Here is a 20799-nt window from a genome sequence, read left to right on the forward strand (position 1 = left end):
AATTCAGAACCATCGCTGGAAAGCCGGCGTGAGCAGCAGGCCGAGGGCCAGAAACGGGCCGAATGGCATCGATGTCTGGCGCTTCATCTGGCGTCCGGCGAGTTGCAGACCGCCTGCTGTCGCGAGCGCGGTCAAGGTGGCAATCAACAGCAACGTTGGAATGCCGGTGACGCCGATCCAGGTCGCGGCGGCTGCGAGAAACTTGACATCGCCAAGCCCGAGCCCCTCGGTTTGTCGTAGAAAAAAATAGAGGCGTCGCAACAACAAGAAGACAACAGCAACCGCGGCTGCTTCGCCGAGCGCCTCGAAGCCATCTGTCAGGTTCCCGAAGACAATGGCTTGGACAACGCCAAGGACGGCAATCGTAAGATTCAACCCATCCGGAATGATGCCGTGACGAAGGTCGATCAGTGCCAACGCGCAGCACACCGCGCTAAGGACGGCGTAGAATCCAAGGAACTGCACAGCTTCACTGTCGATTGGCATGAGAGCTACGATGAATGACGAAGTGTGTGAGTGCTTACCAGAATTTCCTTCGGCGCTCAGAAGCTCAATTTCCGAGCAGCCGGCACAAGTACGGAGCGGCCTTTCGGGAATGTGATCGTCGAAAAAACTCTTCACAGCAGAAAACCGCAACGTGCAATCAGTCTGTCACAAAACCGCATAGGAAGCTGACAATATTTCCCGTCGCTGCGAGCGATAGCTGATGCGTGAATGACGGTGAATGAGATGCGAGTGGCGACATGCCTTGCCTTGCTGGTGACGTTGATCGGTGTGCGTTCCGCAGACGCCGGTGTCCTTGATGAAGGCGCCGATCGCTATCGGCCTTACATGATTGAAGGCATTGGCAGCGCGCTGGCGGGCGCGCGAGCGCTGCGCGAAAAGGCTGCAGCGGGGGATCTCGCGGGCGCGAAGAAAGCCTGGATATCGGCTCGCGCCGGCTGGGAGCGCTCCGAAGTCTTCACGACCGGCTTCGTACCCGAGCTTGACGCGAAGATTGACGCCTGGCCGAACGCCGACAGCGGGTTCCATGCCATCGAAGCGAAATTGTTCGGCGCCGGCCAGACCGACGTCGACAAGGATGCTGCCGTTTTGGTCGAAGATCTGAATAATCTGCACGTCAAGCTCAAGGATATGCAGCTCACGCCGCAGGGATTGCTGGATGGTACGGCGCGCCTCGCTTACGAAGTCGGGGAAAGCAAGGCCGATGGCGGCGAATCCCGCATCAGCGGCACCTCGCTCGACGACATGCGCAACAACATCGCCGGCATCGACTTCGCCTACCACACGATTTTCTCCGCGGCGCTCAACACGGCGGACGGCAAGCTCGATGAAATGGTGACGAATCGGATCGAGCTGCTTGAAGCGATTGTTGCGGCGCCCGACCTGCCGCATGTCGATATCCCGCGGTTGCGCCGCGCCAGCGAGGAACTGGTGGTGGCGCTGCAGACTGCTTCGGCAAAGCTTGGACTGCAACGGCCGACGCTGGAGGCCCAGGTGCGATGAATTCGCCTTGGTTGCGGCTGACGGCGCTTGCGTCCGGTCTGCTTGTCGTCGCGTCGCTTGGACGCGCGCTGGCTTTTCCCGTCGACGGCAATCAGACTGTCCTGCCGGCAAAAACCGAGCTGAACGAGGATGCGCTCGACAAGCCGCGCGAGGTGTTCCAATCGGAACGCGCCGGCGCGAAATCGTATATGGTGAATCTCGGCGACCTCGCGTTCAATTCGCCGTCGATCCTGGGCGAGGTGGCACGGCAAGCCGGCGTGAGCTGCGGCACCTGTCATGTCAACGGCGTCGGAAACGCCAAGTTCTTCATGCCGAAGATGTCGACGCGGCCGGGAAACTTCGACGTCACCGGCCCCGTTTTCAATCCGAAGGCGAACAATCTCGTGCTCGATCCGGTGAGGATCCCGAGCCTGCGCGGTGCGCGCTATCTCGCGCCGTACGGCAGCGACGGGCGATCGGCTTCGCTGCGCGACTTCATCCGCAACGTCATCGTGAATGAGTTCGCCGGGCCCGAACCGTCGCCTGCGATCATCGACGCCATCGTCGCCTATGTTCAGGACATCGACTTCCTGCCCAATCCGAGCCTCGGTCCCGGTGGCCGGCTGGTTGGCGATGTCAGCGAGTCCGAACGTCGCGGCGAAGCCTTGTTCTCCAAACCATTTCCGCATGATCCCGGCTTGAGCTGCGCCGGTTGTCATGTCCCGTCGGCTGCCTTTGTCGACCACCAACAACATGACGTTGGCTCCGGCGGTCTGTTCAAGACGCCGACCCTGCGCAACGCGGATTTCAACGCACCCTATTTTCACGACGGCCGCTTCGACAGCTTTGATCAGGTCGTCGATCATTTCGACCGCGCATTCGATCTTGGCCTGTCGGCGCAGGACAAGCGCGACCTCGTGGCCTATCTCACGGCGGTTGGTGATGGCGTGCAACCCTATGAGCGCGATGGCGCGGGTGCGACGCTTAAGGAAATCAATGACTTCAACATGGTACTCGCGACCGCAATTCCTTCGGGCGACAAGGCCATCGTTGCGCTTGCCGTCGACACCATCGGCGAGGAGCTGCGTGAGCTCACTGAGCGATATCCCGATCGAAAGAACACCAGCGTGTCGGGCGGCGAGCAGCAGCGGGTTTCGGCGCGCAACAGTCTCAAGGAACTCGTCCTCATGCTGCGGCGAATCGACATCGCCGTAAGCGAAGGGCGCAATGCCGACGCCGCGACTGAGTTCAGGAACTATCGCTATCTCATGGCCGCGGCTGTCCCTGCGCTGCTGGCAGGCGCCGAGCCATGGTCGCTGTTCAATCAGGATGTGCATGATCAGCACTACGCGGCGCTGCGCCAGGTGATGCAGTCGAAACATCTGTCTCACTAGGTCGCTGCTGCGTTGCGCGAATTTGTCTCCGCAGAAATTCTCGCGCGATAGCATCGCGCATCACTTCCAAAACTCCTGAGCCTTTGTCGCGCGATGCGAATGCATCGCGGCATTGGACGCTACGCAGAAAATTTTTGAGCGAGTCAAAATTTCTCGCGCGCTTTCACAGCAACGATAAGCGTGCGTCATGTTGCCGCATTAGACGATGTGTCGCCAACCACAACCTTTGGAGTCGATAATGACTTTCAATCATAAGAAGAACTGGCGAACCACTACGGCACTTTGCGTCATCTCAACAGTCGCTGTCGCAACAGCCGCTTATGCAGCACATTATCCCGGCGGACGAAGTGATTGGGACAAGCGCTCGCATCACAATAATTTCGCCCATGACAAGCAGGGCAACGATCACGACGGGAACGGTCACCACGGCGACAACGGTCACGACAACAATGGCCACCACGGTGACAAGGACAATGATCCGGCTGACAAAGTGAAGACCGCATCGCCGATCAAGCATGTCATCGTCCTGATCGGCGAAAACCGCGGGCTCGATCACACGTTCGGAGTGTACAAGCCGAAGGGCGGGGGACAGACAATCTCCAACCTGCTGTCGAAGGGTATCGTCAACGAGGACGGCTCGCCCGGACCGAACTTTGCGCAAGCCCAGCAATACTCGGTCGCCGCGCAGTCCTCTTTCTATATTGGTGCGCCGACGATCGCGAAGTCGCCCTACAGTGCGACCAACACGATGCCGCAGCCGAACACGGCCGGAACGCCCACCGCGCAGAGCGACACCGGTGCTCCGTTCAAAACAATCGCCGAAGCCAGCGTCGAGAAGGACATGGATTCGAGCGATCTGGATATCCTCACGACCGGCTTCAGCGGCCTGCCGACTGGCGCTCTTGATACCCGCGTTCCCGGCGCTGGTCACTTGACCGGACCGTTCGCGCTGCAGGGTGAGCAGATCAGCGACGACGACTACACCGGTGACACCACGCATCGGTTCTATCAGGACTGGCAGCAGGAGGATTGCAGCGCGGCCAGCGTGACCAAAGCCAACAACTCCGGTTGCCTCAATGATCTGTTTCCGTTCGTGATGGCGACCTACTCGGCGTCCAACAAGAGCATGGCCAACTCGATGGGCTTCTATAATGCCCAGCAGGGGCAGGCTCCGATCCTGAAGATGCTGGCTGACCGCTTCACCTTGGGCGACAACTTCCACCAGTCGTTCCATGGCGGCACCGGCGCCAACCACTTCATGCTGGGCACCGGTGACGCTGGCTTCTGGAGCGACGGCAAGGGCAACCCGACCACGCCTCCCGCGAACCTGATTGCCAACCCGAATCCGGTCTCCGGAACGGTGAACCGTTACACGGTGGATGGCAACTTCAGCGACTGCTCTGATGTGGCGCACCCCGGCGTCAAGCCGATCGTGACCTATCTGAACAATCTGCCGTATGCAGCCGAGCCGAACTGCAAGCCCAACCACTACTACATGCTCAACAACACCAATCCGGGCTATCTGCCGAACGGTGCACTGGCGGGCGGAAACAACATGCCGCCGTCGTCGGTGCGGACCATCGGCGATGCCCTGATGGAGAAGAAGATCTCGTGGGCCTTCTACGGTGGTGCGTATAATGACGCCGTGGCGCTTTCGAACGCCGCGGTTGCCGCCAATCCGAACAATCCGGATATCAATGCGGCGGCGCTCGCCGATCCGGCTCACGCGCTCGGTGTGGCCTACTGCCAGATCTGCAATCCGTTCCAGTATGCGACGTCGATCATGGCCAACCCGACCGTGCGTCAGGCTCACATCAAGGACACTGCCGATCTGATTACGGCGATCCAGGACAACAAGTTGCCTTCGGTGTCGTTCGGCAAGCCGGACGGTCTGCTAGACGGCCACCCGCAAAGCTCGAAGGTCGATCTGTTCGAGGCCTATGTGCTGAATGTCTTGAACGCGCTGGACAACAATCCGGAGCTCAAGTCGGAGACCGCGGTGTTCATCACCTGGGACGAAGCCGGCGGCTACTGGGACTCGGGCTACATCCAGTCGATCGATTTCTTCGGTGATGGACCGCGTATGCCGATCCTCATCCTGTCGCCCTATTCGACCGGCGGCAAGATCTACCACAACTACGGTGACCACGTTTCGCTGCTGAAGTTCATCGAACGTAACTGGAGTCTGCAGCCGCTGACGAACCGCAGCCGCGACAACCTGCCGAACCCGACATATTCGCGGAACAACGAGTATGTGCCGACCAACAGCCCCGCGCTTGCTGACATGTTCGATGCGTTCGATTTCAGCAAGCCGGTTGCACTGTCCTATACCGAGTAGCTGAGCAGCGTTCCAAGAACGACTGGTCTGAAGATGGTGCCGATCGAGCCAATGGTTCGGTCGGCGCCACCGCATTTTTTGTGCCGCCGAGGTTTTGCCGATGGATCGAGATCGGATGCTGGGGAGCAAGAGGCTGCGAGCATGCCTGCTTGCCTTGGTCGGTTCGGCGCTTGCCGGCACCTCGGCCGCAGCGCAGCAGTTTTCCGCGGACCTTGTCGCGAGGCAAGGTGAGAAGGTCGTGCGTGTGGGAAGCCTGCGCGTGTCCGAAAGCAAGGTGAGGATCGAGACAACCGATTTCGCCGATGGCTTCTTTCTGATCGATGGGGCGGAGCCTGCGGCCGCTTTCGTGCGCCCGCGCGCGAAGGTGTTCATGGACGCAAGGCAGTCAAGTCCGTTGACACAAATGTTTGTCCCGGTCGATCCCGATGAACCCTGTCGGCAATGGTGGGCGATGGCATCGCTGGCGGCGCCGGTGGAGCCCGATAATTGGCATTGCGAGCGCGACGGAGAGGGAACTGTCGGAGATCGTAAGGCGGACGTCTATCGGATCGTTGCGGCTCCCGGCGGCGGCTTTGTCGGATGGATCGACCGCGAACGCAAGTTTCCGTTGCAGATCAAGACCGGGGACGGAACGATGATCGCGATCGAGCACATCCGCGACGAGCTGCAGCCGGCGCAAGCGTTCGAAATTTCCTCTGGCGCGCGCAAATTCGATCCGCGGGCGTTGATCGATCGTATCAGGCAGAGCGATGTATGGGTCGCTCCGCCCGCCTCGGAGTGAGCGATCACTGCGCTTGCTTGGTCATTGTTTGCAGCATCCGTCCAAGCGCCGCATAGTGCGACTGGTGGACGTTGGCGTTGAACAGCGACCACGGTTCGGCTTTCTTCAAGGCGACGGGGACGTCGAAGGTGGCGAGCATCGAGAACGTCTCGTATTCGGCCATGGCCTCGTCGAGATGGCCGGCTGCGACCGCAAGATCAATCCGGCGCAGGCTGAGAACCAGGTCCTTGACGGCGGTCCGCGCCGCAAGCCGCTCCTCCTGGCCCCCGACCGAAGCATACCTGATATCCGGAATATGCTCGGTCAATTCACGCAATTCAGCGCCTACGCCCGTGACGGCCAGCGACACCACGGCTGTATCCGTGGCGGGGATGGCGAGCTCCAGGACGCTCGCGAGCTCACGCACTTCCTTCATCCGAATCGCCACGCCGTCCTTGTCGAACGGGCGGTCGCCGTCGCCGACCGCAGTCAGATAGGCGACGAGATCCTGCGTGTCCTGCGACGAGAGACCGAGCTCGAAGCTGCGGTCGAAATGTCGGACCACTTCTTCATAGGTGTCGTAGCGGCCATCGTGGAAGTAGGGCGCGTTGAAATTGGCGTTGAGCAAGGTCGGTGTTTTCACCAGCCCCCCTGAGCCCACGTCATGGCGGGCCTGGTCGGTGAAGACACCCGTTGGAACGTGGCAGGTGGCGCAGTTCACTTGGGGCTGGTGCGGAAACGGCTTGAAGAACAGTTGCTCGCCGTGGCGCTCGGCGGCACTTGCCTGTGCGCTTAGCATGCCGCCGGGCGAAAGCCTGGGGTTGGGGAGAAAATCGATGTCGTTAATGTAGGCGACAAGGCCGTCCAGGATGGCATCGCTCGGTCGCGGCCCCTGAAACTCGTTGACGATGACGTTATATATAAAGTCGCGCAGCGAGGTGATGCGGCCGTCGTGCCCGTATGGCGCCAGGAAGCGCGCGCCGCGCAGGCTGGGGATCCGAACCGGATCGAGAATGCTGTTGAATGCCTTCGGATTGAACATCAGGCTGGTGGTGTCGAAGGTGCCGGGGCGCGAGGAGGCACCGGGAACGAACAGCTTCGGATTCGATGTCCCGTTGACGTGACAGGTGCCGCAGCTCATTTCCGCCTGCCGCGCCTTGCCGCCCAGGATGGAAGGCGAGTTGAATGCGAGATCGCCAAGATTGACCAGGTAGGACTTGTGCCCGCCCACGGCTTCCGAGTGGAACAGTTCGCGCGGCTTCGCCAGCGCTTCCTCGGAAAATTCCGTCCCGGTCGGCAAGACCGTCTGATCGCCGCCCAAAGGAAACGCCTCTGTCCGCAAGGGAATGAGCGCTGCAACAAGCGCGATCAGCACGATCAAAGCGCACGAAGTGGTGCGATGCGCGGCAGCCGCGCCGTTTCGGCGCGAGCGGCACGCAAGAATGTCCCTGGTCATCACGACAAAGCCCCTGCAGCAATTTAGTTGGGCGGTCTGTGAACAGCAGATGTCGCACGGATGACAGTGTCCCTGCTGGCGAGACCGCAGCTGGACTGGATAGACAGAACTTGTCGTCGGTTTGATGACGATCAGATGGCAGAGCATACCTCGATATCCGTCTAAGCATGGCGATGACGTCTCAGCGTGTGCGCGACTCCTTGCATTGTCGGAAAACAGTCATCGGATCGAAATGTGCGGCAGATAGCCTCACCTTGTTTCATTCCATCTTTGCTCTCAGGGGAGAAAACCATGCGGCTTTGGGGAGCCATTCCCGCGCTCACATTGGCTGTTGGTGCGATCGCTGTCGCGCCGGTGGCCAAGGCAGAGAATCTCGTCGACAAGATCGTCGACCAGTTCAAGCACGACAAAGGCGATGACTTCAAACATCATGACCATGGTCATGATCACGGTCACCATGACCATGACAGTCTGCTGAAGGCATACAAGCACGTCGTGATCATCTATCAGGAGAATCACAGCTTCGATAACCTCTACGGCCACTGGGGCGACGTCGGTCGTGACAACATCAACGGCGTTTCCGACGCCGATCAGCCGCACACGCTGCAGGTCCGCCAGGACGGCAAGACGGCCTACACCTGCCTGTTGCAGAATGACGTCAACCTGACCTCTCCCTCGCCGTTGCCGACGAGCTGCACCGACAATGGAAGCTCGGTCGCCATCCTCAGCGCCTTCAAGAACAAGCCGTTCGAAATCAACGACTTCATTCCGACGTCGGCAACCACCTGCCCGAAACCGATCGGCGCTTTCGCGTCTCACGGCTTCCTCAACGGCACCGGTCTGCCCGGCGGCTGCACGGAGGACATCGTGCATCGCTTCTACAGCGAGCAGTATCAGATCAATGGTGGCCGGCAGAACCGCTACATGACCGGCAGCGATGCTGCGGGTCTCGTGATGGGCTATTACGACACCAAGAAGCTGCCGATCTACCGCTATCTGCACGATCGCGGCGCGCCGAATTACGTCATCGCCGACAGCTTCTTCCAGGGCGCCTTCGGCGGTTCGTTCCTTAACCACCAGTTCCTGGTCGCGGCCGCCGCTCCGCAATTCGTCGGCGCATCCAACGACGGCAGCGCCACCGACCTGCACTCCATCGTCGACGCCAACGGCATGCCGACCAGCACGCCGCTTTACGCCCCGCTTTCCACGGTGAAGGATGCGCAACTGACCGCCAAGTGCAGCCAGGCTGGTTTGCCGGCCGGGCTCGCCTGCGGCGACTATGCCGTCAACACCACCCAGCCATTCTATCAGCCCTATTCGCCCGGCACGGCGGATGCCCGGCGCCTGCCACCGCTCAACACGCCCAACATCGGCGACAAACTGTCAGCCAAGCACGTCGACTGGGCCTGGTATTCGGGCGGCTGGTCGAACGCCAATGGTGACGTCGGCGCTTCGGGCTGGACCAACGGAAACGGCACCACCTGCACCGACCCGAACCATCTGCCCACGGCGGTCTTCCCCAATTGCGCCGACGTGGACTTCCAGTTCCACCACCAGGCGTTCAACTATTTCGCCAACTACGCGCCCGGCACGAAGGCCCGCAAGGATCATCTGAAGGATGAGGCGGAGTTCATCCAGGCGGCAAAGAACGGCAGGCTGAAGGACGTCAGCTTCATCAAGCCGATCGGTGAAGAGAACGAGCATCCTGGCTATGCCAGCGAGGCCGAAGGCAGCCAGCATCTGGTTGACCTGGTCAAGGCGATCACCGAGGGGCCGGACGGCAAGGACACCCTCATCATCATCACCTATGACGAGTTCGGTGGTCAGTGGGATCATGTCCCGCCGCCGCCCCACAATCGTCGCGGCGATGACGCGAAGGCTGCGGACCAGTGGGGACCTGGCACCCGTATCCCCGCGCTCTTGATCTCCAAGCGCTTCGAGAAGTCTGGCGTCGCCCACGAGGATTACGACACCACCTCGATCCTCAAGCTGCTCGAGAAGCGCTTTGACCTCGATCCCGTCGTGACCCGGCCGGTGCGCAACCTCGCAGTGGCGCTCAAGGCCGGCGATTCCGATCGCCACTGAGGACAGTCTGGAAGACGAGCTGGCCCGCATCCACGCCGGATGCGGGCCAGTTGATTCAAGTTTTGCCGGCGGATTCTGTCACGCCTCGCCATCCCGTAGGATGGGTAGAGCGCAGCGAAACCCATCCTACGATTAGAACCGCGCGTCGGTGTCGTCCCGGGCTTGACCCCGGACGACGAGGGGAAGAGATCACGTTTTCAAACGTAAAATAGCTCTCCGCCGTCATCGTCCGGCTCGAGCGAGCATCAGCTCGCTCAGCCTGCGGGTCATCGCGGCAAGATCGAGCGGCTTCTCCCATAGCTGGATGGCTTCAAATTCCGGGTCGATCGCGCTCCTGTCATAGCCGGTCGTGAAGACGAATGGGATGCCGCGCGACCGCAACGCATGTGCGACCGGGAATATCGACGCATTTCTGAGATTGACGTCGAGCACTGCGCCGTCGACCGCCCGAACTCCAGTCAGGATGGCCAGCGCATCCTCGACATCGCCGAACGGCCCCTCGATCTCGGCGCCGAGCGCCCGGCACGCCCGCGCGATATCGTCGGCGAGGAAATATTCGTCTTCGACGACGAGGATGCTGCGTCCGGTCAGGACGCCGCGTTCGCGAAGAAGGACAGGTGCTGCCATCATACCTCGAACCTCCTTCGCCGCCCGAATCCTATTGAAGTTAGGAACATGAGGCGAAGCCGCGCCTTGTCGTAAACACTCCAGAGTACGACGGGTTCCATGGTCAACCGCGACATTATCGTCATCGGGGGCTCTGCCGGCGCGACGGCGCCGCTGAAGGACATTTTGAGCAAGCTGCCGGCCAACCTGCCCGCCGCGCTGTTCATTGTACTGCACATCCCGGCCCAGGGGATTGGAGTCCTCTCGACCGTGGCAAGCGCGGCCGCCAAGCTGCCGGTTCGCCAAGCGGAAAACGGCATGCTCATCGAGCATGGCAATATCTATCTCGCACCGCCGGACCATCATCTGCTGGTGTTCAGGGATCATATGATGTTGGGCCGCGGCCCGCGTGAGAATATGGTGCGCCCGGCGATCGATCCCTTGTTTCGATCCGCGGCGCTGCACTATGGATCCCGGGTGATCGGCGTTGTTCTCAGCGGATTTCTGTCCGATGGAGCGGCCGGCCTGAATGCGATCAAGCGCTGTGGCGGCTTCGCGCTGGTACAGGACCCCAAAGACGCGATTTCCGACGAGATGCCCCTGCGCGCGCTCGAGGCGACGACCGTCGACCTCTGCGTGCCCGGCGCACGGATCGGTGACGTGCTGTCCGACCTGGTTCGGGAGGCGCCGGGTGCCGCGCGACCGATCCCGCCGGAGATCCGGCTGGAAGTCGAGATCGCCGCAGGCGAGCGCATCGGCAGCGATAGCCTGCTCCCGATTGCTGATCCGGCGTCGCTGACTTGCCCGAGCTGCGGCGGCGTACTTTCCGAGCTCAAGGACAGTCATCCGCTGCGTTTCCGCTGCCAAGTCGGCCATGCCTTCACCGTCGACGTGCTGGCCAAGGAGCAGGAAGGCCGGGTTGACGAAGCCTTGCGGGTGGCGCTGCGGATCATCGAGGAGCGCGCCGAACTGGTTCACCGCATGGCGCTTGATGGCCGCCAGAGCGGCCGGGCCGCGGTAGCCCAAATGTACGAGGCGCGGGCGGCGGAATATCGCGAATATGCCGACATGATCCGGCGCGTCGTGCTAAAGTCGCTGGACCCGCGGCCTTCCAAAGCTTAGGCGGTGCCAATGGTCATATCGCTTGCCGAGCGTGCCGAAGAGCTCAGGGCGGAGCGGCGTGTTCTGCTCAAGGCCGACGGCGATATCGAGGAAGGCTTGAAACGGCTCCAGAACCAGCAGGATCTGCTGCTCGATCTGCAGGCTGCCGGTCACGATACGACGCAGGCCGAACGCCTGGTCGTTCTGCTCGAGCAGACCCTGCTGCAATGGGAGCACCATCGCACGCTGATCGAGCAGCGCATCGCGTATCTTGAGAATGAGATCTATCCGCTGTCGATCAAGGGGACGTGAGGCGTCCAGGCTTCGTGATCAGGCGCCAAGCCCGAGCGTACGTCGCACTGCTGCAGCGCGCTCTGCCTCCGGCGACAGCTCGCTGTCAGCCGCCGTCCATCAGGGCGGTGAGTTCTTCAAGGCATTTTGTGGGTTCCGGGGCCGTCTTCGGCGGTATGCGCGTTCTCCCGACACTTTATGCGCAAGGACCTCGTGGCGCCGGGCGACCAGATCGCACTCTCGCGCGTTATTTCGCCGTAATCTCTGTTGGGATAGTGTCCAATTCTGCTATGGGCGTGGTTTGGCAAGCTGAATCAGGCCCTGACAGAACAACGAGAGCCGCCGCCCCATGAGTGAACCCGGATCGGAACCAGCGGATGGCCGGCGTCGGGCCAAGGCGCCGTTGATCATCGGCGTCGGCGCGTCCGCCAGCGCGATGAATAGTATCGAGCGTTTCTTCTCAAAACTGACGCTGAATTCCGACCAGACCATCGTGTTGGTGTTGCAGCACCGTGAGGCGTTCGACGAACGGCGGCTGCGAGAGATGCTGGAGCGTTCGGAAGGCACCAAGCTTTCCGAAATCGAGGACGGCGCCGCGATCGAAGGCAGCACGATCTATCTCTGCCCCGCCAACAGGATCGTCAGCATCCATGGCGATCGACTGGCGATCCGTGCGGCCGAGCAGGCGCCGGGCGAACGCGCTACGGTCGACAGCTTCCTGGTATCGCTCGCGGAAGACCGGGCCGAGGAGGCGATCGGCGTCGTTCTCGCCGGAACCGGCGGCGACGGGACGCTGGGTGTGGCGACCCTGAAGGACCACGGCGGGCTGGCCATCGCCGAACGTGTCGCCAGCGATCATGCCGACCCACACGCCGACAGCAACAATGCGGCCGCAATCGCCGATTTCGTGCTGCCGCCTGACGACATTCCCGAGCACATCCAGGTTTATGCCCGCCATCTGCGGCGGCTGGAGGAGAGGCAGGGATTTGACGAAATCCTCGCCGCCGCCGCCAGTTCGCTGTCGCGTATCGCCGACATCCTGCGCAACAAGACCGGTAATGATTTTCACGGCTATAAGCAGAACACCTTCCTCCGCCGGGTGCAGCGGCGCATGCAGGTGGTGCAGATCGACGAGATCGCCGCCTATGTCGATCACCTAAGGCAGGACAAGGATGAGGCGCAGCACCTGTTCAATGACCTCCTGATCGGGGTCACCGAATTCTTCCGCGACAAGCGCGAATTCGAGGTGCTGGAAACCCAGGTGATCCCGAAAATTTTCGAGAACAAGGCTGCGGGCCAGCAGGTCCGCGTCTGGGTGCTGGGTTGTGCCACCGGGGAAGAGGCCTATTCGATAGGCATCCTGCTTCGCGAGTACATGGCCAAGCTCGACTCGCCGCCGCAGGTGCAGATCTTTGCCACCGATATCGATGGGCGCGCGCTTGCCGCGGCCCGGGTCGGTCGCTATCGGACCACTATCGACGGCGACATGTCGCCGGAGCGGTTGGCGCGCTGGTTCGTCCGCGAGGGCGACACCTATTGCGTGGTGAAGGACCTGCGCGAGATGTGCATCTTCTCGCAGCATAACGTCATCAAGGACGCGCCGTTCTCGAAGCTCGATCTGGTGTCCTGCCGCAACCTCCTGATCTACCTGAACGCCGAACTGCAGAATCGGGTCATTCCCCTGTTCCACTTCGCCTTGCTGCCGGACCGCTTCCTGTTCCTCGGCAACTCCGAGAACGTAACGCGGCATCCAGAACTGTTCGCGCCGGTGGATCGTCGGGCACGCATCTTCAAGAAGCTCGAGACCGGCACCCGCCTGCCGCCGGAATTCCCGATCACGACGGCGGCCGGGCGCGCGACCGTCGAAGTCCCTCCGGTGCGATCCCTCGGTCCCGATGTCGGGCTGGAGCGCCGTGCCCACCGCATCGCCGAACGCTACGCGCCCGCCTATGTCATCACCGACGAGAATTTTCAGATCCTGCATTTCTCCGGCCGCACCGGCCGCTATATCGAGCCGACCGCGGGTGCGGCGACGCTCGACCTGCTCAGTCTCGTGCACCGCGATCTCCGGCTGGAATTACGGACCGCGCTCGGCCGGGCAGCCGAAACCAAGGAGACGGCGCATGCCGAGCAGGTGCAACTCGGCGTGAACGGCCATCGTATACTGGTCGATATCACCGTCGAGCCGATTCAGGAGGGCGCTGCCGGCCACCGCAATTTCGTCGTGCTGTTCAAGGATGGGCCGCTGCGCGTCGTCGATAGCAAGGAGAATAATCCCAATGCGCTGGTCAGGACCGAGCACGTCGAGCGGCTTGAGAACGAATTGCGGGCGACGCGCGAGCGTCTGCAGGCCACCATTGAAGAGCTCGAAAGCACCAACGAGGAACTGAAATCCTCCAACGAGGAATATCAATCGCTGAACGAGGAATTGCAGTCGGCGAACGAAGAGCTGGAGACCTCGCGCGAGGAGCTGCAGTCGGTCAACGAGGAGTTGACGACCGTCAATGGCGAGCTGGCGCACCGCGTGCAGGACCTGACGCGTGCCACCAGCGACCTGAAGAACTTCCTCGAGAGCACGCAGATCGCGACCGTGTTCCTGGACAATGACCTCAAGGTGATGAATTTCACGCCGGCGATCACCCAGGTGCTGCACCTGGTCGACACCGACGTCGGCCGGCCGATCGCACATATCAAGGCGCGGATTCCGATCGAGGAGCTCTATGACGAGGTTCGCCGCGTACTGCGCACGCTCGCCAGCGCCGAGCGCGAACTCAGCGCGCCCGACAGCGGCACGCGCTACATCGTCCGCGTCCTGCCGTACCGGAGCATCGACAATTTCATTGCCGGCGTCGTCATCACCTTCATCGACGTCACCGCGATCACGCGCGCCGAGGAACGGCAGCGGCTGCTGCTCGCCGAGCTTCAGCACCGCGTCCGCAACACGCTCGGCGTCGTCCGCTCGATTGCGCGCCGCTCGGCTGAAACCAGCTCGAGCGTCGACGAATATGCTGCGCATCTCGACGGCCGCCTGAACGCATTCGCGCGCACCCAGGCGCTGGTGACGCGCGACCCCGAAGCCGGCGTCGATCTTGAATACCTCGTCATCGAGGAGCTGCTCGGCTACAATGCCCATGAGGGCGAGCAATTGCTCGTCTCCGGCCCGCAAGTACGTTTCCAGGCAAAGCCGGCGGAGACTTTCGCGCTCGCCCTCCACGAACTTGCGACCAACGCGCTCAAATACGGCGCGCTGAGCCGGCCTTCCGGGCGCATCGAGGTCACTTGGCGGATCGACGACGCGGTCGATCCGCCGCGACTGGTTTTCGACTGGCGCGAGCGGGGCGGACCGCCCGTCACGCCGCCGCCGCGCAAGGGTTTTGGCACCGAACTGCTGGAGCGGACGCTGGCGTTCGAGTTCAAGGGGCAGACCATGATCATGTACAATGCTGGTGGCCTTCACTGTACCATTACCATTCCGTTGAGCCTGCGGACCATCCATACGCCCGCGGTGGACGGCTAAATGCATCCCCCAGCCATTGAGGGAAACCCGGCGCAGCCGGTGATCCGGCGGCTGAATGCGCTGCGGCGCTTGTCGGACGATGGGATCGCCGCGCTCGAACGGGCGATACGCGAGGGTATGCAGCACGTCGGCCCGAGCGAGGACCTGATCAGCGAGGGGGATGCGGTCCATGGCGTGCGGATCCTGCTGTCGGGCTGGCTGTGCCGCTACAAGACGCTGGAGCATGGAAGGCGCCAGATCGTCAATTTCATCCTGCCAGGCGAAACCTGCGATGCTTATGCCTATCTGCTGCCGGTGATGGATCATTCCATCGCGAGCCTGACGCCAGTGGTCTATGCCGAGGTCAAGCGCGCGCAGTTCGAAGCACTGGTGGCGCACGACAGCTCGGTCGCGGAGGCGTTCTGGTGCGAGACGCTGGTGAACAACGCGATCCAGCGCGAATGGGCGATCAATCTCGGCCGCCGGCTGGCGCTCGAGCGCGTAGCGCATCTGCTATGCGAGATCTATGAACGGCTGCGGCCGGTCGGCCTGATCGACGGCAATTCCTGCGCCTTTCCGGTGACCCAGATGGATCTGGCCGATGCGACCGGCCTCTCGGTGGTCCATCTCAACCGCACGCTGCAGGACTTGCGCAGCTCCGGCCTGATCCTGCTGCGCGAACGGACGCTGACGATCACCGACCTGGACGTGCTCAAGAGCACGGCGCTGTTCTCGCCGAACTACCTTCATCTCTATCGAGCGTGAGCGGCGTCGCTGGTATCCCATTTTAGGAACCGGGAACCGGTTCCCTTTGTTGAGTGCTCAGCTTGAGTATGCCGATCAGGCTGAATCTTCACCTCTCCCGCTTGCGGGAAAGGTCGGCGCGTTGCGCCGGGGTGAGGGCGCTCTCCACTCGGGGAGTCCCAATGCGGAGGCACCCCCACCCCAGCCCTCCCCCGCAAGCGGGAGAGCGAGTGCAGCTTCGCCGGGGCTATCTTTCGACCCGATCGGCGATTGCACTTGAGGTCCGCGGCGGCCGGCTGGCCGGCGGTCCGCTCGAAAGGATACCATCATGGAGATCACGACATTCAAGGACATGTACCTTGCCGAATTGCAGGAACTTGTCAGCGTCGAGCAGCAGCTTGGCGAGGCGTTGCTGCGCATGGCCAAAGTGGCCTCGCATCCTTCACTAAGGGCTGCGCTCGAGCGGCACCAGCGGGAAACCATCATGCAGGAGGAGCGGCTGCGGTCGATCCTGGAGAAGCACGATGCCGCCGCCGAGCAACATACGGATCAGGCCATGCAGGCGCTGATCCGTGAGACCGAGAAGATGTGCGTAATCCTGAAGGATGGTTACCTTCGCGACGCCGGTCTGATCGCCTCGGCACAGAAGCTCGAGCATTACGAGATCGCAGCCTATGGCAGTGTGGCCGCGCTCGCGGGCCAGCTCAACCTTCGGGAGGACCAGCGGCTGCTGCACAACGCGCTCGATGAGGAAAAGCGCGCGGACGAATTGCTGACGACGCTTGCCAAGGGTGAAATCAACCAGGACGCACTGGCGGCCTGATCGTCCGCTCCCGCGACGTTGCGCAATTGCCGCCCCGATTGGCGGGCAAATTCGAAATACCCAGATGTCAGCTCGACATTGGGCAGGGTATGGTATTGTTCGGATTTGCAATGGGCGGTGCCGATGGGCTCGGTACCGCTTGCCCAAGGAGGATGCTCCGATGCGCAACGACAAGGAAGATGCGCTCAGCCAATGGCTGCGAAACCTGCATCCCGTTCGCTCCGCCGCCACTCAACGTCCGTCGCGCCGGACCGTGCTTCAGAACATTGGAATTGCTGGTCTGTCGCTCGCCGTATCGCCGGCCTTAGCCGACGAAATGGTCAAATTGCCGTTTGCGAGCGGGCCGCGGGAACGGCCGATCACGCATGCTTTTCCGCAAAAAGGCGACATGATCCTGCAGCGGGTGCGGCCGCCGCTGCTCGAAACGCCGCTGGACGTGTTCGACCGCGGCGTCTTCACGCCGAACGACCAGTTCTACGTGCGCTGGCACTGGGCCGAGATCCCGAATTCGGTCGATGTGAACGCCTTCAGGCTTGCGGTGCGTGGGCATGTCGATCGGACGCTGTCGCTGTCGATAACGGACATCCTACGCGACCTGCCGCGGGTGGAACTTGCCGCGGTCAATCAATGCTCCGGCAATTCGCGCGGCTTCTTCTCGCCACGCGTGCCCGGCGCGCAATGGGCGAATGGCGCCATGGGCAACGCCAGATGGGCCGGCGTACGGCTGAAGGACGTGCTGGATCGCGCCGGCGTCAAGGCCGGCGCCGTTCAGGTCCGCTTCAAGGGATTGGACGAGCCAGTGGTGCCGGAGGCTCCGACCTTCAGGAAGTCGCTTGCGATCGATCATGCCCGCGACGGCGAAGTGATGATCGCCTACGCCATGAATGGCGAGCAACTGCCGTTGCTCAACGGCTTCCCGCTGCGCCTGATCGTGCCGGGATGGTACTCGACCTATTGGATCAAGATGCTCAGCGACATCGAGGTGCTCGACAAGCCGGATGACAACTACTGGATGGCCGTCGCCTATACGATTCCCGATACGCCGCACGCCAGCGTCGCGCCGGGACAGAGCGGCGTGAAGATGGTGCCGATCAACCGGATGGTGCCGCGCTCGTTCTTCACCAATATCACTGACGGCGCGTCCTTCACCGCGGGCACGCGCGTGCCCCTTCGCGGCATCGCCTTTGGTGGTGACACCGGCGTCGCCAAGGTCGAGTTTTCCAGCGACGGCGGCAAGTCATGGCAGCCGGCCAGGCTTGGCGATGATTTCGGCAAATACGGCTTTCGCCAGTGGCAGACGGATGTTGCGCTTGCCGACAAAGGCAATCACGCGCTCATGGTCCGCTGCACCAATTCCGCAGGCGAGGTCCAGCCGGACACGCCGAACTGGAACGGCAGCGGCTTCATGCGCAACGTCATCGAGACCGTGCAGGTCAAGGCAGTGTAGGAGCTGATCATGCTGAAAGGTCTCGCTGCGATCGGCTGCTTCGGAACCGCGCTGCTGTGCTCGACGCCGGCCTGGGTTCAGGATCTGCCGGTGATCAAATCGACGACGGTGGAGCTGCCGGCAGGCGATGCCTTGTTTCCCGGCGGCTCCAGCGCCGAGGCGGTCAACAACAATTGCCTCGCCTGCCATTCGCCGGACATGGTGCTGAACCAGCCGCCGCTGCCCAAGGCGGCCTGGGAAGCCGTGGTGCACAAGATGATCAACGTCTACAAGGCGCCGATCGGCGAGGCAGACGTGCCGGCGATCGTCAGCTATTTGGTGAAGACCAAGGGCAAGGATTGAGGGCACGCGGGGAGCCGCGCGCCCGGTGCGTCCCTATTGCGCGCTGGCCGGCTATTTCGCCGGCTCGAGCGCCTGCGCAATCGCATCGTCGACGTGCTCGAGCCAGATGAACTCCAGCTTGTCGCGCGCGCCTTGCGGAATGTCGTCGAAGTCGCGCCGGTTGCGCGCCGGCAGCATCACCCTGGTCAGGCCGGCGGCTGCGGCCGCGACGACCTTCTCCTTGATGCCGCCGACCGGCAGCACCAGGCCGCGGAGCGATATCTCGCCTGTCATTGCCGTGTCGTGTCTCACCGTGCGGTTGGTGAGCAGCGAGGACAGTGCGGTGAACATGGCGACGCCGGCGCTCGGACCATCTTTCGGCGTGGCGCCGGCAGGCACATGGACATGGATATCGCTTTTCTCGAACAGCGACGGATCGATCCCGAGCTGCGTGGCGCGGCTTTTCACCAGCGTCAACGCGGCTTGCGCGCTTTCACGCATGACGTCGCCGAGCTGGCCGGTGAGGATCAGCCCGCCTCTGCCGGGCACACGCGTTGCTTCAATGAAGAGAATGTCGCCGCCGACCGGCGTCCAGGCGAGCCCGGTCGCGACACCGGGCACGCTGGTGCGCAGGGCGATCTCGCCTTCGAAACGCGGCTGGCCGAGCACGGTCGCAAGATCCCGCGTGCCGAGCGTCACCTTGGCTGAGCTGCCCTCCGCGATCTGCACCGCGGCATAGCGCAGCGCCTTGCCGATTTCGCGTTCGAGCGAACGGACGCCGGCTTCCCGCGTGTAGCCTTTGATGATCGACCGCAGCGCTTCGTCTTCGATCGTGGCCTGGTCCGGCTTCAGGCCGTTGGCCTCGAGCTGGCGACGCACCAGATAGCGCCGCGCGATCTCGAGCTTCTCGTCCTCGGTGTAGCCGGGCAGGCTGATGATCTCCATTCGGTCCAGCAGCGGTCCCGGAACCGTATCGAGCATGTTCGCGGTCGCTATGAAGGCGACGCGCGACAGGTCGAAGGGGACGCCGAGATAGTTGTCGCGGAAGGTCGAATTCTGCTCGGGATCGAGCACCTCGAGCATCGCCGCCGACGGGTCGCCCTGGATGCCGCGACCCATCTTGTCGATCTCGTCCAGCATCATGACGCAGGCGCGGGAGCCGGCCTTCTTGATGCCCTGGATGATGTTGCCGGGCAGAGCGCCGATATAGGTGCGGCGGTGCCCGCGGATCTCGGCTTCGTCGTGGACGCCGCCGAGGCTGACGCGCACGAACGGCCGGTCCATGGCGCGGGCGATCGACTGCCCGAGCGAGGTCTTGCCGACGCCGGGCGGTCCGACGAAGCAGAGGATCGGCGCCTTGCCGTGCGGCGCCAGTTTGCGAACCGCGAGATATTCGATGATCCGGGCCTTGATCTTTTCCAGCCCGAAATGATCCTCATCGAGGATGCGCCGCGCTTCTCGGATATCGATCGGCTTTTCGTCCGGCAGCGCCCAGGGCAGATCGATCAGCCAGTCGAGATAGCTGCGGACCATGCCGCCTTCGGCTGCGGCTTCCGGCATCCGCTCATAGCGCCGCAGCTCCTTGCGCGCCTGGCTCTCGGCCTCGGGCGACATCTTCGCCTTGTCGATCGCCGCGCTCAATTCGGCGACCTCCTGCGCCTTGCCTTCGCCTTCGCCGAGCTGGCGCTGGATGGTGGCCATCTGCTCGCGCAGCAGCACTTCACGCTGCCGCTCGTCAAGGGCGGCCTTGGTCTTCTGGCCGATCTCGTTGCTCAGCCGCAGCACTTCGAGCCGCTCGGCGAGATAGCGCGAAACCTTGTCCATCCGGGAGGTGAGGTCGATGGTCTCGAGGATCTCCTGCTTCTCCTGCGGCTTGATGTCCATATAGGACGCCGTGAGATCGGCGAGCGCGCCGGGAGATGTCGTTGCCTGGAAGGCGCCGACCAGCTCGGGCGGCGCCTGCGGCAGGAGCTGGACCGCTTCGACGGCCTGCCTCTGCAGATTCAGAAAGCGCGCCTCGATCTCAGGCGACGTCGTCGCCGGCTCCGGGATGTGAAGCACCCGCGCCGCGGGGAATGGTGTGCCGGGCAGGAAATCCAGGATGCGGGCGCGCTGCACGCCCTGGCAGACGATGTGATGGGTTCCGTCCGGCGCGGTGATGTACCTGACGATATTGGCGATCGTGCAGACGCGGTGCAGGTCGTCAGGACCTGGATCGTCGACTTCGGCGTTTCGCTGCAGCAGGATTCCAATCGGCCGTTGTTCGCGCAGCGCCTGCTGCGCGGCGGCGATCGACTTCGCGCGGGCGATGGTGACCGGAGCGATCACGGCCGGAAACAGCACGATGTTGCGGACCGCGACGATGATCAGCGCATCCGAGGGAATCGCGACCGATTCCGTTTTCGCACCGGCTGTAGCCGAACCGGGATTTTGACTATCAGGCGACATCATG

Annotated in this window: 16 protein-coding genes; 12 read left to right on the forward strand and 4 right to left on the reverse strand. The window is 62.5% G+C overall.

Annotated features, from left to right (window positions below; genetic code table 11):
- Positions 1-3 precede the first annotated feature (3 nt).
- Positions 4-621 carry a prepilin peptidase gene (locus tag AC5ZG1_RS33925; protein WP_496135439.1) on the reverse strand — a complete coding sequence of 206 codons (618 nt, stop codon included), beginning with the start codon at positions 619-621 and terminating at the stop codon, positions 4-6.
- 108 nt (positions 622-729) lie between these two features.
- Between AC5ZG1_RS33925 and AC5ZG1_RS33930 the strand changes: the two genes are divergently transcribed.
- The 4 genes from AC5ZG1_RS33930 (at position 730) to AC5ZG1_RS33945 (ending at position 5998) form a co-directional block, all read left to right on the forward strand.
- Complete coding sequence (locus AC5ZG1_RS33930) at positions 730-1506, forward strand: EfeM/EfeO family lipoprotein (RefSeq protein WP_496135476.1); 777 nt, start codon at positions 730-732, stop codon at positions 1504-1506.
- Entirely contained in the window at positions 1503-2879 is a 1377-nt protein-coding gene (locus tag AC5ZG1_RS33935) for a cytochrome c peroxidase (RefSeq protein ID WP_496135440.1), read from the forward strand. The genes AC5ZG1_RS33930 and AC5ZG1_RS33935 overlap by 4 nt, the downstream gene beginning before the upstream one ends.
- A 238-nt stretch (positions 2880-3117) precedes the next feature.
- Complete coding sequence (locus AC5ZG1_RS33940) at positions 3118-5217, forward strand: phospholipase C (protein ID WP_496135441.1); 2100 nt, start codon at positions 3118-3120, stop codon at positions 5215-5217.
- Between the two features lie 115 nt (positions 5218-5332).
- Positions 5333-5998: a hypothetical protein gene (locus AC5ZG1_RS33945; protein WP_496135442.1), complete on the forward strand. Its 666-nt coding sequence runs from the start codon at positions 5333-5335 to the stop codon at positions 5996-5998.
- Between the two features lie 4 nt (positions 5999-6002).
- Here the strand turns inward: AC5ZG1_RS33945 and AC5ZG1_RS33950 are convergent, their stop codons facing one another.
- Positions 6003-7433, reverse strand: coding sequence for a cytochrome c peroxidase (locus AC5ZG1_RS33950; RefSeq protein WP_496135443.1), 1431 nt, complete (start codon positions 7431-7433; stop codon positions 6003-6005).
- Positions 7434-7724: 291 nt separating this feature from the next.
- Here AC5ZG1_RS33950 and AC5ZG1_RS33955 point away from each other — a divergent pair, with 291 nt between their 5' ends.
- Entirely contained in the window at positions 7725-9518 is a 1794-nt protein-coding gene (locus AC5ZG1_RS33955) for an alkaline phosphatase family protein (protein WP_496135444.1), read from the forward strand.
- A 222-nt stretch (positions 9519-9740) separates the two neighbouring features.
- Here AC5ZG1_RS33955 and AC5ZG1_RS33960 read toward each other — a convergent pair whose 3' ends face one another.
- On the reverse strand, positions 9741-10145 hold the full coding sequence (locus AC5ZG1_RS33960; RefSeq protein WP_496135445.1) for a response regulator: 405 nt from the start codon (positions 10143-10145) through the stop codon (positions 9741-9743).
- Between the two features lie 99 nt (positions 10146-10244).
- On the opposite strand from AC5ZG1_RS33960, the gene AC5ZG1_RS33965 reads away from it, so the two are divergent.
- The 7 genes from AC5ZG1_RS33965 to AC5ZG1_RS33995 all read left to right on the forward strand — a co-directional run bounded on the left by AC5ZG1_RS33965 (position 10245) and on the right by AC5ZG1_RS33995 (position 18368).
- Positions 10245-11246, forward strand: coding sequence for a chemotaxis protein CheB (locus AC5ZG1_RS33965; protein WP_130227104.1), 1002 nt, complete (start codon positions 10245-10247; stop codon positions 11244-11246).
- Between the two features lie 9 nt (positions 11247-11255).
- Positions 11256-11537 (forward strand): hypothetical protein, encoded by a 282-nt coding sequence (locus tag AC5ZG1_RS33970; RefSeq protein ID WP_028162724.1) that lies wholly within the window; start codon positions 11256-11258, stop codon positions 11535-11537.
- Positions 11538-11865: 328 nt separating this feature from the next.
- Entirely contained in the window at positions 11866-15033 is a 3168-nt protein-coding gene (locus AC5ZG1_RS33975; protein ID WP_496135446.1) for a CheR family methyltransferase, read from the forward strand.
- On the forward strand, positions 15034-15777 hold the full coding sequence (locus AC5ZG1_RS33980; RefSeq protein ID WP_496135447.1) for a Crp/Fnr family transcriptional regulator: 744 nt from the start codon (positions 15034-15036) through the stop codon (positions 15775-15777).
- Between the two features lie 307 nt (positions 15778-16084).
- Positions 16085-16579 carry a YciE/YciF ferroxidase family protein gene (locus tag AC5ZG1_RS33985; RefSeq protein WP_130227102.1) on the forward strand — a complete coding sequence of 165 codons (495 nt, stop codon included), beginning with the start codon at positions 16085-16087 and terminating at the stop codon, positions 16577-16579.
- 160 nt (positions 16580-16739) lie between these two features.
- Positions 16740-18026, forward strand: coding sequence for a molybdopterin-dependent oxidoreductase (locus AC5ZG1_RS33990; RefSeq protein ID WP_496135448.1), 1287 nt, complete (start codon positions 16740-16742; stop codon positions 18024-18026).
- A gap of 9 nt (positions 18027-18035) precedes the next feature.
- Positions 18036-18368, forward strand: a complete 333-nt coding sequence (locus AC5ZG1_RS33995) for a c-type cytochrome (protein WP_130227100.1) — start codon at positions 18036-18038, stop codon at positions 18366-18368.
- A 51-nt stretch (positions 18369-18419) separates the two neighbouring features.
- Here the strand turns inward: AC5ZG1_RS33995 and lon are convergent, their stop codons facing one another.
- The gene (lon, locus tag AC5ZG1_RS34000) at positions 18420-20798 is read right to left on the reverse strand and encodes an endopeptidase La (protein ID WP_496135449.1); all 2379 of its coding nucleotides are present in this window, start codon (positions 20796-20798) and stop codon (positions 18420-18422) included.
- Position 20799 lies beyond the last annotated feature (1 nt).

This window comes from Bradyrhizobium sp. Leo78 (genome assembly GCF_059512425.1).

Coding starts and splice junctions, on each gene's coding strand:
- AC5ZG1_RS33930 (WP_496135476.1), top strand. CDS start 730: ATGCGAGTGGCGACATGCCTTGCCTTGCTGGTGACGTTGATCGGTGTG.
- AC5ZG1_RS33935 (WP_496135440.1), top strand. CDS start 1,503: ATGAATTCGCCTTGGTTGCGGCTGACGGCGCTTGCGTCCGGTCTGCTT.
- AC5ZG1_RS33940 (WP_496135441.1), top strand. CDS start 3,118: ATGACTTTCAATCATAAGAAGAACTGGCGAACCACTACGGCACTTTGC.
- AC5ZG1_RS33945 (WP_496135442.1), top strand. CDS start 5,333: ATGCTGGGGAGCAAGAGGCTGCGAGCATGCCTGCTTGCCTTGGTCGGT.
- AC5ZG1_RS33950 (WP_496135443.1), bottom strand. CDS start 7,433: ATGACCAGGGACATTCTTGCGTGCCGCTCGCGCCGAAACGGCGCGGCT.
- AC5ZG1_RS33955 (WP_496135444.1), top strand. CDS start 7,725: ATGCGGCTTTGGGGAGCCATTCCCGCGCTCACATTGGCTGTTGGTGCG.
- AC5ZG1_RS33960 (WP_496135445.1), bottom strand. CDS start 10,145: ATGGCAGCACCTGTCCTTCTTCGCGAACGCGGCGTCCTGACCGGACGC.
- AC5ZG1_RS33965 (WP_130227104.1), top strand. CDS start 10,245: ATGGTCAACCGCGACATTATCGTCATCGGGGGCTCTGCCGGCGCGACG.
- AC5ZG1_RS33970 (WP_028162724.1), top strand. CDS start 11,256: ATGGTCATATCGCTTGCCGAGCGTGCCGAAGAGCTCAGGGCGGAGCGG.
- AC5ZG1_RS33975 (WP_496135446.1), top strand. CDS start 11,866: ATGAGTGAACCCGGATCGGAACCAGCGGATGGCCGGCGTCGGGCCAAG.
- AC5ZG1_RS33980 (WP_496135447.1), top strand. CDS start 15,034: ATGCATCCCCCAGCCATTGAGGGAAACCCGGCGCAGCCGGTGATCCGG.
- AC5ZG1_RS33985 (WP_130227102.1), top strand. CDS start 16,085: ATGGAGATCACGACATTCAAGGACATGTACCTTGCCGAATTGCAGGAA.
- AC5ZG1_RS33990 (WP_496135448.1), top strand. CDS start 16,740: ATGCGCAACGACAAGGAAGATGCGCTCAGCCAATGGCTGCGAAACCTG.
- AC5ZG1_RS33995 (WP_130227100.1), top strand. CDS start 18,036: ATGCTGAAAGGTCTCGCTGCGATCGGCTGCTTCGGAACCGCGCTGCTG.
- lon (WP_496135449.1), bottom strand. CDS start 20,798: ATGATGTCGCCTGATAGTCAAAATCCCGGTTCGGCTACAGCCGGTGCG.